An 11,684-nucleotide genomic window follows, 5' to 3' on the forward strand; every position below is an offset into this window, starting at 1 on the left:
CTATGAAACTCATGTACTCCGTAATCGCCGGGGCTTTCGCTCTGGGTATGAGCGCGTCGGCAGCGACCGCGGAAGAATATATTTCCATCGGAACCGGCGGTGTCACCGGCGTCTACTATCCGACCGGCGGGGCAATCTGCCGCCTGGTGAACAAGGACCGCAAGGATCACGGCATCCGTTGCTCGGCGGAATCGACAGGCGGGTCGGTCTATAACATCAACACCGTGCGTGCCGGCGAACTTGAATTCGGCGTTGCCCAGTCCGACTGGCAGTATCATGCCTATCACGGCACCTCCAAGTTCGAGGACCAGGGGCCCTTCGAGAAGGAACGCTCGGTGTTCTCCGTTCATCCCGAGCCCTTCACCCTGATCGCCCGCAAAGGCTCCGGTATCACCGGCTTCGCGGACATCAAGGGCAAGAAAGTCAATGTCGGCAACGCCGGGTCCGGCCAGCGCGCCACGATGGAAGTCGTCATGGATGCCTTCGGCATGACCATGGATGACCTTGCCCTGGCGGCGGAGCTCAAAGGCTCCGAAATGGCCCAGGCGATCTGCGACGGCAAGATCGATGCGATGATCTACACCGTCGGGCATCCGGCAGCAGCCATCACGGAAGCTGCGACCACCTGCGATGTCGAGATCGTTTCGGTGTCGGGCGAGCCGATCGAGAAACTCGTCTCGGACAACCCCTACTACCGCGTGGCCACCATTCCGGGCGGCATGTACAGGGGCACCGACAATGATGTGACCACCTTCGGCGTCGGCGCCACCTTCATCTCCTCCTCCGATGTGTCCGACGAGGTCGTCTACACCGTCGTCAAGGCGGTCTTTGACAATTTCGATGCCTTCAAGAAGCTGCATCCGGCTTTCGCCAACCTGAAGGAAGAAGAAATGATCAAGGACGGCCTGTCCGCTCCGCTTCATCCGGGTGCCGTGAAATACTACACGGAACGCGGCTGGATGTGATCTTCCGCTCATACGCCGGGCAGGTTCCTCCTGCCCGGCTTTTGTCTTTTAAAACATAAGATTACGGTCTCTCGAGACCACTTCCGGCGGGGGCCGGATGCCGGGTGGGCTACCCGGCTTTGCGGGGAAGCGCGTTCCGGTCGCCGGAACGCAAGCGGAGGGACTTGGAATGTCAGCTGAAGACAATACCCGGCGCGATAAAGACGTCGATGTAGATATGATGGTCGCCGAGGTCGAGACCGGTGCCCGGTCAGCGGCTGGAGCGGCAGGCAAGTTCATACTGGCGCTGGCGTTCGTCTGGTCCACCTTCCAGATCTATATCGCCTCGAATGTTCCTTACGTCCTGACCGAGTTGACCGGGGTCAACGTCGTATTCAACAACCAGGAAGCGCGGCAGTTCCACCTGGCGTTCGCCCTTGCGCTGGCGATGCTGGCCTATCCGCTTTTCAAGTCGTCGCCGCGTGACCGTGTCCCTCTTTACGACTGGGTGCTGGCCATTCTCGGCGCCTCGTCCTGTATCTATCTTTTTGTCTTCAAGGAAGAAATCGCCAACCGCGCCGGCCTGCCGACCACTGCCGATCTCGTCTTTTCGATCATGGGCATGATCAGCCTCGGCATCGCCGTCTACCGCTCTCTCGGCCTGCCGCTGGTGATTGTCGCCTCCGTTTTCGTCTTCTACGTCTTCTTCGGCCATGCCTCGTTCATGCCGGATGCGATCCAGTGGAAAGGGGCTTCCCTGGGCAAGGCCATGTGGCACTACTGGATGCAGTCGGAGGGCGTCTTCGGTGTGGCCCTCGGTGTTTCCGCCTCGATGATCTTTCTGTTCGTGCTTTTCGGCTCGCTGTTGGAAAAAGCCGGCGCGGGCAACTATTTCATCAAGCTTGCCTTTTCCCTGCTCGGCCATCTGCGCGGCGGTCCGGCCAAGGCAGCCGTGGTTGCCTCGGCCCTGTCCGGTCTCTACTCCGGGTCTTCCATCGCCAATGTGGTGACCACCGGCACCTTCACCATTCCGCTGATGAAGCGCACCGGGTTTTCGCCCGAGAAGGCGGGCGCGGTCGAAGTCGCTTCTTCCACCAACGGCCAGCTTACTCCGCCGGTGATGGGTGCCGCGGCGTTCCTGATTTCCGAATTCACCGGAATTTCCTATCCCGAACTCATCAAGCATGCCTTCCTGCCGGCGGTGATTTCCTACATAGCGCTCGTCTATATCGTGCATCTGGAAGCCCTGAAGCTGGGCCTGGAAGGCATGAAGCGCCCGACGATTACCGCAACACTGGCGCGGCGGCTTTCCGGCGTTCTCTTCGGCTTCATCGCCATGTGCGTGCTTGCCGCCGTGGTCTATTACGGCCTCGGCTGGATCAAGGTGGTGTTCCCGAACCTGACATTCACCGCTGCAGCTCTCATCTGCCTTGCCGCCTATATCTTCCTGGCCGTGGTTGCTTCCCGGCATCCGGATCTGGAGATGGACGACCCGAATGCTCCGATCGAGGAATTGCCGAGGGCATGGGACGTGGCCGTCACCGGGTTCTACTTCCTGCTGCCCATCGTCATCCTGATCTGGTGCATCCTGATCGAGCGCCTGTCGCCGACCACATCCGCCTATTGGGCGACCATCGCCATGCTCACCATCGTGCTCACCCAGCGGCCGCTGAAAGCCGCCTTGCGGGCAAGCGGCGAAATGAGTGCTGCCTGGAAGCAGGGGTTCAGGGATTTCGTCGACGGGATGATCTCCGGTGCCCGCAGCATGATCGGCATCGGTGTGGCTACGGGTGCCGCCGGCATCATCGTCGGGACGGTCTCGCTGACCGGTGCACACCAGGTGGTCGGCGAATTCGTCGAGTTCCTCTCCGGCGGCAACCTGATGCTGATGCTCTTCCTCGTGGCGATCATGAGCCTGATCCTCGGGATGGGGCTGCCGACAACGGCGAACTACATCGTGGTCTCGTCGCTGATGGCGCCCGTGATCGTCACTGTCGGTGCGCAGAGCGGGCTGATCGTTCCTCTGGTCGCGGTGCATCTGTTCGTGTTCTATTTCGGCATCCTGGCCGACGACACGCCTCCGGTGGGTCTTGCGGCTTTTGCCGCGGCGGCCATATCCGGAGGCGATCCGATCCGCACCGGTATCCAGGGCTTCAGCTACGATATCCGTACGGCGCTTCTGCCGTTCCTCTTCATCTTCAACACGGAACTGCTGCTGATCGACGTCGGACCGGTGAAAGCGGTCTTCATCTTCGTCATCGGGGTGACGGCGATGATGCTCTTTGCGGCGGCGACGCAAGGATATTTCCTTGCCAGAAGCCGGATATGGGAGACCCTCGCCCTGCTTCTGGTCGCCTTCACGCTGTTCCGCCCGGGGTTCTGGCTCGACTATGTCCAGCCTCCTTACGTGGACCGGCCGGGTTCGGACCTGGTCCAGCTTGCCGGCCAGGTCGAGGACGGCGGCACGCTTCGAATGGTGGTCTCGGGACCGGATTTCGACGATGCCGACCAGATCGAGGACCTGACGCTGGTGCTCGAACTCGGGCCGAAAGCCGACGACGGCACCGACCGCCTCTTCAAGATTGGCCTGACGGTCATGGATGACGGGGACAAGACAATCCTCGAAGAGCCGCTGCCCGGCACACCGTATTTCACCCAATTGCAGGGATACGACTACTACGGCGACGAAAGCGTTGTGGTTTCCAAAGTGCAATTGCCCGCAGAACGGATGGCGAAGGAAGTCTTCTACATTCCTGCATTGCTGCTGCTGGGACTTGTCATCCTGATGCAGCGCCGCCGTCAGACCGTGCCGGCATTCTAGAATTGGGGGAAATTCAATGACTGGAAAAATTCTCGTATCGCTCGACCTTGGCGAAGCTGAAGACGCCAAGCAGCTTCTGAAGACGGCGGAGGAGCTTGCCGGTCTTCGCAAGGACGAGCTTCACATCGTCACCGTGGTGCCGACGTATTCCATGCCGATCGTGGGCTCTTATTTCGGTCCCGGAGAGGAAGAAAAGGTTCTTGAGCGGGCGCTCATGGCTCTCAAGAATTTCCTTTCCGAAAATTCCGCGTCTCCGGACAAGGTCAAAGGGCATATCGCCCATGGCTCTATCTATTCGGAGATCATGAGTGTCGCCGACAAGCTGAACTGCGACCTCATCGTGATCGGCGCCCACAGGCCCGGCCTCGGCGACTATCTGCTCGGCCCCAACGCGGCGCGCGTGGTGCGCCATGCCAACCAGTCCGTCTACGTCGTGAGGCATTAATTTGACGAGGCTTCAGAGCCCCTCCCGGCAGAATGACTGATCCTGCCGGGAAGGATGCTAAGTCGTGACGGTTTCAGTCTTGCGCCTGCGGAAGAGGCCCACCGCCTTCAGGACGGCGACATACAGGACGGGCACCAGCAGGATCCCAAGGATTGCCGAGAAGATGATCCCCCCGAGCATTCCCGTACCGATCGATTTCTGGGCCTGAGAGCCTGCTCCGGTCGCAAGCACCAGCGGCGTGATTCCCAGCCCGAAGGCGAAGGATGTCATGATGATCGGCCGCAAGCGCAGACGAGCCGCCGTGATGGTGGCCTCGTACAGTTCCGTGCCTTGCGCGCGCAGTGTTTGCGCAAACTCGACAATCAGAATGGCGTTTCGTGAGGCCAGTCCGATGATCGTCAGAAGCCCGACCTTGAAATAGACATCATTCGACTGGCCGAAATACCAGGTCGCCAGCATGGCGCCCAGAAGACCCACCGGGACACACAGCATGACCGAGAAGGGGACCGTCCAGCTTTCGTAGAGAGCGGCCAGGCAAAGGAACACGATCAGCGCGGACAGCGAAAAGAGGATTGTCTGCTGATCGCCGGCAAGGCGCTCCTGATAGGAAATTCCCGTCCACGCAAAGCCGTAGCCGCCCTCGAGCTTTCCGACCAGTTCTTCCATCGCGTCCATGGCCTGACCGGAACTTACCCCCGGTGCGGTGGCGCCCGAGATCTGCAGCGCCAGGCTGTCACCGTAGCGCTCAAGACCCGGGTAGGTTTCGGACCATTCCTTGGTCACGAAGGCAGAGAAGGGCACCATCTCGTTTTCGCTGTTGCGCGCCGACCAGGTATCGATATCCGTCGGCTGCATGCGCCATGGGGCGTCGCCCTGCACGATAACCTTGCGCTGATCGCTGCCGAGGCTGAAATCATTCACGTAGGCGCCTGCGAAGACCGTCGTCAGCATTGCGTTGATGTCCGCCAGGGCAAGCCCGTAGGATTCCGCCTTCTGCTGATCGATATTCAGTCGCAACGAGGTCTGTTTGGCGTTGTCGCTGCTGCGCACACCCAGGACACGGCTGTCCGTCTGGGCGGCGGCGACCAGCTTGTCGGCCGCTTCGCTCAAGGCTCCGATGCCGTTTCCGGCCTGGTCGGTCAGGTACATCGTGAAGCCGGAAGACGATCCCAGGCCCTGGATCGCCGGAGGCAGCAGGAAATAGACCTGGGCCATCCGGTTGCCGAGGAATGCCGCATTCGCGCGTGCGCTGATGGTGGCTGCGCTGACGCCGGGTCGTTCCTTGTATCCCTTGAGCTTGACGAACAGCAGCGCCTTGTTCTGGCTGACGCCGCTGAAACTGAACCCGAGCGCGGCGAACACCGAGGTCACCACATCGGCCTCCTTGTCGAGCAGATACTCCTCGACCGCTTTAACGGCCTGTTCGGTCTGTTCGGTCGTGGCCCCTTCGGGCAACTGCACCATCGCCATCATCACGCCCTGATCCTCGGTGGGAACGAAAGACGAGGGGAGGCGGTCGAAAATCCACATGGTGCCGTAGCCGATCGCGAAAACCAGGACGATCGCGCTGAACGGGCGGCGCGCCAGGCGGCCGACAATGCCGCAATATCCATCTGTCATCCGGTCGAAGCCGGTGTTGAACATCCGTATCGGCGCGGCCCGCGGTTTGCCGTGCCGCGGCTTCAACAGCTGCGCGCACATGGTTGGCGTCAGAACGAGAGCCACGAATAGGGACAGAACCATCGCCGTGATGATGGTGACCGAGAACTGGTAATAGATCACGCCGGTCGATCCGCCCATGAAGGCCATGGGAAGAAACACCGCAGACAGAACCAGGACAATTCCGACCAGAGCCCCGGATATGTCCTTCATGCTTTTTTCGGTGGCCTCGAGCGCGCTCAGGCCCTCTTCTTCCATGATCCGCTCGACGTTTTCGACGACGACGATCGCGTCGTCCACGAGAAGGCCGATGGCAAGAACCATGGCGAACATGGTCAAGGTGTTGATCGACATGCCGAGCATGGACAGCACGCCGAAGGTTCCTAGGAGCACGATCGGCACCGTGACCGCCGGGATCAGGGTTGCCCGCCAGCTTTGCAGAAACAAAAGGGTCACGAGCGACACAAGCACAATGGCTTCGCCCAGCGTCTCATAGACCTGATCTATGGATTCCTGAACAAAGGGCGAGATGTCGAAGGGATATTCGACAGTCACCCCTTCCGGCAGGGCGGAAGACAGTTCCCTGGTGGCGGCCCGGACACGTTTCGCCGTCTCCACCGCGTTCGCGCCGTCCGCAAGGCTGACGCCGAAGCCGGCCGCCGGTTTGCCGTTATAGCGGCTGGAGGTTCCGAAACTTTCGGCCGACAGTTCAACTCTGGCGACATCTGACAGGTAGACGCTTGAGCCGTCCTTGTTGGTCTTGAGAAGGATGCGCTCGAAATCCTGTACCGTTGAAAGCTGCGACTGCGCCGTGAGCGACATGGTGATCTGCTGGCCCCTGACGACCGGCTGGCTGCCAAGTGACCCGACCGTGACATTGGTGTTTTGCTCGGACACCGCGAGGCTCACGTCGGAGGGGCTGATCTGATAGCGGTAGAGCAGATACGGGTTGAGCCAGATCCGCATCGCGAACTGCGTGCCGAAGCTGTTGATGGATCCTACACCATCCACTCTCTGGACGGTGTTCTGGATCGTGGATGTCAGGATGTTGCCCAGCTGAACCGAGTTATAGGTGCCGTCTTCGGAGACGAGGGCACCCACAAGCAATATCGACGAGTTCGACCGGGAGACGGTGAGACCCGCGCTGATCACCTGCGCAGGCAGTCCCGCCTGGACCAGTTGCAGCTTGTTCTGCACCTGCACCTGTGCAAGTTCCGGATCGACACTGTCGTCGAAGGTCAGGGAGATGCTCGACGATCCTTCGGAGGAACTCGCGGTCATGTAGGTCATGCCGCTGAGCCCGGTCATGCCGTTCTGTATGACGGAGGTCACGGAGTTGTCGACAACTTCCGCGGATGCGCCCGCATAGTTTGCCGAGATCGTGACCGTTGTCGGCGCGATCTCGGGGTATTGCGAAATCGGCAAGGAATTCAAGCCGTAGAGGCCGAACAGCATGGTCACGATCGCAAGGACCCATGCAAAGACGGGCCGCCGGAGAAAAAAGGAAGCCATCGGACTATTTCTCCGTCTTGGTTTTCGAGGCGTCGTCCTGAACCAGTCCGTCGGCATTGATGGTCACGGGCACCGGGTTGACTTTCACGCCCGGCCTCATTGTCACGAGGCCGTCGACAATAACCTTGTCGCCCGGCTCAAATTCCGTTTCCACGACCCAGTTGTTCTCGTAGACACCCTTTTCGGTGAACTGGACTTGTTTCGAAGTGCCGTCCTTGTCGACGATAAATGCCGTCAGCAGCCCGGTGTTGCTGCGCTTGGCTGCTCTCTGGGGAACAAGAAAAGCGTCTACCGTACCGATCTGGATATCGCCGCGTAGGAACATGCCGGGCAGGATCTTGTTGCCGGGGTTCTCGAACCTGAACCTGAGGGACGAGGTTCCGGTCGTGGTGGTCACTGTCGTTCCCGCGGCCACGAAGCTCCCTTCGCTGGCAAAGGCTTCGCCGTTTTCCAGGGTCAGCTTCGCCTTCAGTCGCTCGGTGATCTTCAAGGTGCCGGCTTCCACTTCGGCGCGCAGCTTCAACATGACCGTGCTGGATTCCTGCATGACCACTTCGATGGGATCGAGCGTCGTGACGATGGTCATGGCATCGGACTGCGAGCCGACGACGAGATCGCCGACCGAAACACTCGCAACGTCGGCTCTGCCCTTGATGGGGCTCTTGACTGTCGTCCAGGAGAGCTGCGTGCGCGCGAAGTCAAGTGAGGCTTTCGCGGACTTGAGGGTGGCGGCGTCCGTGGCCATGGTCGCCTGGGCCTTCTCGACCTGAGCTTTGGAGGTCGCCGTCCCTTCCAGGGATTTCGATCTTTCATAAGACGCCTTGGAAGCCGTCGCGTTTGCCTGGGCCGTGGCGACTTGCGCTTCTGCCTCGGCGACCGAGGCCGCATAGCTGTCATCGTCCAGCTTGAACAGAGGGTCGCCGACGGCAATTTCCTTGGTCGGGTCGTAGAGGATTTTTTCGACCACCCCGCTGACACGCGGTCGGATGCTGACCTGCCGGTATGCAATTGCGCGACCGGGAAGGCTCAGGATGCGTGGCACCTCTTGCTTGGTCAGGGTCACGGTCCCGACGTCCATGGGAGGGGCGTCGGTCTGGGCGAAGACGGCGTCGTGGGCCATCAGTCCGAAGCTGACAACCGCGGCGACCCACAGTCTCACACAGCCGGTTTCCTTGCATACCGTTCCGAACATATCTGCACGACCCCTGTTTGCTGAATTACGAGACCTACGACCCTGGAAGGAATTGTGGTCCCCTTCCTAAGCAATTTTCGTGAAGGAATATTGAATCGATGGGATTTCGCGACAGCAATTCCTGGATATTTTTCTTTTCCCGGATGATCCGGCAAACAGGCATCTCTTTCTGCCTACCTTCGGAGTTGTTCCAAATCACCCGGTTATGTTTGAGCGTGAATTCAAATCCTTTCGGAAGACTTGATAGATCGATCCTGTACCGGAATTCCGGTCTCACTCGGGTTGTTGGAACGTCTAGCTAGAAATGCCAATAAAAAAGCCCGGCTACAGATGTTGGCAGCCGGGCTCGAAATCGAATTTTATTTTCAGTCCAGCGGATGTCCCGCCGTTACTTCATCAGGATGCTTTTGACGCCGCCGCGGAAGAAGAACGGGATTTCGTTGCGACCTCGTATTCCTTCTTGAAGAAACCGCGCATCTTCTCGGCGTCGAAAGTCAGAAGCGTGCCGCCGGACTCGAAATGCATCGTGAAGGTGCGCCCTACGGCATAGGTTGCAGCAGTGGCGAACAGCGGTGCACTTGCGATACCAAGAGCCGTACCAAGCACCGGAATGGCCTTCAGCAAGCTCGCCGCGGTGATGCCTGCTCCGACCGGAACGATCGTCGACAGGAGAGCGGTGATCGCTGCTTTGCCGGCATTGGAACTGAATTTGACATCGTAAACGTCGGAGATGTCCTTTACGAGCTTAAGTTGCAGCGCTGCGATGGCTGCAAGATCCAGGACAGGAACCGGAATGAACGCCGCACCGCCGGCAAAGGCAGCGTAACGTTTGGTCAATGCGAGTGCCTCGTCGGCACGATCAAGCTCTTCAGTTTCGGTGGCAGGCATATCTATATCTTCCTGTAGCGAACGCGTCGGCGGGTGACTGTGTCGTGTGCCGGTCGCACCGGCCATGTGGGAAGGCCAGCAATTCGGCTTCCGATACATGTGCTCCTTTAGAAAAGAGCAAAGCAGCGCAAACCTAGAAGAAAAACGTCCAAACGACAATAAAAATCCCGTTGAAATTGTAAAAAATGCCGATGAATTACACTCCGGAATGCAATTCCATTCCAACGCGTCTGCTTTATTTCCGGTCGCCATGCTGTTGTGAAAGCGGCTTCAGCGCCTCGAACACGCAGCTTGAAAATATCTGCAGATGCGAATGCAGAAAAAAGTGCCCGCCGTCAATGATTTGCAAGTGAAATGAACCGCTTGTCTCATTTTTCCAGGACTGCATGTCGCCCGGTCCGGCATAGGGATCGTGGCGTCCGGCTAAGGCGAGAATGGGAACATCCAACGGGGCGGAGGTTCGGGTCACGGCCTGCCGCGCAACGCTGAAATCGGCGCGCAAAGTCGGCTCCACCAGCGTTTTCAACTCATCATTGCAAAGCACTTCCTCGGGCGTACCTTCGTATCCCGCGATCAGATTCCAGAAGGTTTCCGAATCGAGCGTGTCTATCTGCGGGAGTCTGGAGGGCAGTGCCGGAGCTGCGTGGGCGGCGACGATGAGCTGAAGAGGAAGAGGCTGTCCTGCCGCGGCGAGCGCATGCACGAGTCCCAGGGAAATCCGGCTACCCATGGAATATCCCAAAATCGCATAGGGCCTGTCGAGATGGGGTGCAACCTCAGACTGCAGGATCTCGACAAGTTCGTCCAAACTTTCGACAGGTGGTTCAAACATGCGGTTCTCGCGGCCCGGCAGTTGAACCGGCTGAATGTCGAGCCACTCGGGTGCGGCCCGGCAAAACGCCTGGAACTGGGCAACGCCGCCTCCGGCAAAGGGCAGTACGAAGAGCCGCAACGGTGCCGCTCCCTGATTTTCGGCACGGGGAAGCCATGGGCTTTTCGTCGAGGCAATAGCGGTCACGGGCGGCAGCTTTCCGGGGCGGGTTAAGAAGTCATCTGAGAAGTCATGTTCGGCGTCAGAATATCTCCGGGCTTTCATAATCGTAAAGCCGCATCTCGAGGCGTTTGCCGAACGTTGCGACGTGAGCCATGCATCCGGTGGGGGCCGGGATGCGCGCGACGGAGATCCATCGGCCGGCAATTTTTCCGCTCACCGGCCTCGTGCCGGTGAGCGAGCCGAGCGATATCGAGCAAGGATCCGTCATGAAGCCGGCGCCAAGGAGTTTGAGCACAGCTTCTTTCGCGGTCCACAGGACAAGTAAGCCCTCCTCGGTTATTCCCGCGGCGCAAGCCTGTCGCCATTCGTCGGGCGCGGCGATCTGGCGATACAGGGTCGCCGGATCGTCCCGGGGTGAAGGTTCGAAGTCTATCCCGACCGGTCCAGCGGAGATGGCGAGCCAGATTTCCTCATTGGAATGGGTCACGTTGAAACCGATGGGGTCGCCCTGCAGTCCGGGTTTGCCGTGAGGACCGGCGGAGATGGCAAGGTCCGATGGGGAAACGCCAAGTGCGACTGAAATTTTCCGGCGTACCCAAGACCGGCCGGCGCGATAGCGCGCCGCATCTGTCCGTCGTACAAACCGCGATGCCCGTTCCATTTCCGCTTCGCTCAATGATCTGCAATCGTCGGGCAGGTCCTCAAATCGGGCTCTGAAGACCTCGACGTACCCGGTGCACCGGCGCAGATCTGATGATTGGATTTGCAAAGACCCGTTCCTCCAGCGTCGCTCCCGCATCCTGGAAAATACTGACCCTCAGAGGTAAAGCCGCGGCGCTGAAAGCAAACGCTCAATCCAGCCGGATCCCGGCTCATAATTCATGTCGGAGTTGTTGTGCAAGGGCTTGCCAAACCGCGGCGAGGTTCTCAATAATGCATTAGCGTGTGTATTTTTCTTTTTCCCTCCTTTTGCGGATCGCGAGCTTGTGACCATAATTTTACAACCATTGGTAGGTGTTTCGAAGTGTTCTCTGGATGGCCTTCAATCTTATATTGACACTTCTTACAATGTTTGCCTATTTCAGAGCAATAATGCAGTTTTAACTGGAATATTGTCTCTCATAGCTGCACGCTAGAAGCCTTTCCGCAACCCACGTCTTGATCGCCAGGGGCTCGAATTGCAGAAATCCGGACCAGTGCGGGTCTCTTATGACAAATCACCACAACCG

At 59.1% G+C, this 11,684-nt stretch carries 8 protein-coding genes; 3 read left to right on the forward strand and 5 right to left on the reverse strand.

The features are described 5' to 3' along the window. Window positions 1-11 precede the first annotated feature (11 nt). From Q1B40_RS20035 to Q1B40_RS20045, 3 genes are all read left to right on the forward strand, one after another. Window positions 12-965 (forward strand): TAXI family TRAP transporter solute-binding subunit, encoded by a 954-nt coding sequence (locus Q1B40_RS20035; protein ID WP_299819121.1) that lies wholly within the window; start codon window positions 12-14, stop codon window positions 963-965. Window positions 966-1,134: 169 nt separating this feature from the next. After that, window positions 1,135-3,765 (forward strand): TRAP transporter permease, encoded by a 2,631-nt coding sequence (locus Q1B40_RS20040; RefSeq protein ID WP_299818423.1) that lies wholly within the window; start codon window positions 1,135-1,137, stop codon window positions 3,763-3,765. 16 nt (window positions 3,766-3,781) lie between these two features. Next, complete coding sequence (locus tag Q1B40_RS20045; RefSeq protein ID WP_299818426.1) at window positions 3,782-4,210, forward strand: universal stress protein; 429 nt, start codon at window positions 3,782-3,784, stop codon at window positions 4,208-4,210. 57 nt (window positions 4,211-4,267) lie between these two features. Here the strand turns inward: Q1B40_RS20045 and Q1B40_RS20050 are convergent, their stop codons facing one another. The 5 genes from Q1B40_RS20050 to Q1B40_RS20070 all read right to left on the reverse strand — a co-directional run bounded on the left by Q1B40_RS20050 (window position 4,268) and on the right by Q1B40_RS20070 (window position 11,131). Continuing rightward, complete coding sequence (locus tag Q1B40_RS20050) at window positions 4,268-7,381, reverse strand: multidrug efflux RND transporter permease subunit (protein WP_299818429.1); 3,114 nt, start codon at window positions 7,379-7,381, stop codon at window positions 4,268-4,270. A 4-nt stretch (window positions 7,382-7,385) separates the two neighbouring features. Then, the gene (locus Q1B40_RS20055) at window positions 7,386-8,573 is read right to left on the reverse strand and encodes an efflux RND transporter periplasmic adaptor subunit (protein ID WP_299818432.1); all 1,188 of its coding nucleotides are present in this window, start codon (window positions 8,571-8,573) and stop codon (window positions 7,386-7,388) included. Window positions 8,574-8,969: 396 nt separating this feature from the next. Further along, a complete protein-coding gene (locus Q1B40_RS20060; protein WP_299818435.1) occupies window positions 8,970-9,713 on the reverse strand; it encodes a YcjF family protein in 744 nt (247 codons plus the stop codon). Further along, entirely contained in the window at window positions 9,697-10,557 is an 861-nt protein-coding gene (locus tag Q1B40_RS20065; RefSeq protein WP_299818438.1) for a thioesterase II family protein, read from the reverse strand. The genes Q1B40_RS20060 and Q1B40_RS20065 overlap by 17 nt, the downstream gene beginning before the upstream one ends. After that, a complete protein-coding gene (locus Q1B40_RS20070; RefSeq protein WP_299818441.1) occupies window positions 10,535-11,131 on the reverse strand; it encodes a 4'-phosphopantetheinyl transferase superfamily protein in 597 nt (198 codons plus the stop codon). Before Q1B40_RS20070 ends, Q1B40_RS20065 begins: the two co-directional genes overlap by 23 nt. Window positions 11,132-11,684: the final 553 nt, after the last annotated feature.

Source organism: uncultured Roseibium sp., assembly GCF_947496995.1.
In the GTDB taxonomy this organism is placed as follows: domain Bacteria; phylum Pseudomonadota; class Alphaproteobacteria; order Rhizobiales; family Stappiaceae; genus Roseibium.

Excerpts from the sequence above, each read along its gene's own strand:
- Q1B40_RS20050 (WP_299818429.1), bottom strand. The coding sequence starts at position 7,381 with ATGGCTTCCTTTTTTCTCCGGCGGCCCGTCTTTGCATGGGTCCTTGCG.
- Q1B40_RS20040 (WP_299818423.1), top strand. The coding sequence starts at position 1,135 with ATGTCAGCTGAAGACAATACCCGGCGCGATAAAGACGTCGATGTAGAT.
- Q1B40_RS20065 (WP_299818438.1), bottom strand. The coding sequence starts at position 10,557 with ATGAAAGCCCGGAGATATTCTGACGCCGAACATGACTTCTCAGATGAC.
- Q1B40_RS20055 (WP_299818432.1), bottom strand. The coding sequence starts at position 8,573 with ATGTTCGGAACGGTATGCAAGGAAACCGGCTGTGTGAGACTGTGGGTC.
- Q1B40_RS20035 (WP_299819121.1), top strand. The coding sequence starts at position 12 with ATGTACTCCGTAATCGCCGGGGCTTTCGCTCTGGGTATGAGCGCGTCG.
- Q1B40_RS20045 (WP_299818426.1), top strand. The coding sequence starts at position 3,782 with ATGACTGGAAAAATTCTCGTATCGCTCGACCTTGGCGAAGCTGAAGAC.
- Q1B40_RS20060 (WP_299818435.1), bottom strand. The coding sequence starts at position 9,713 with ATGGCGACCGGAAATAAAGCAGACGCGTTGGAATGGAATTGCATTCCG.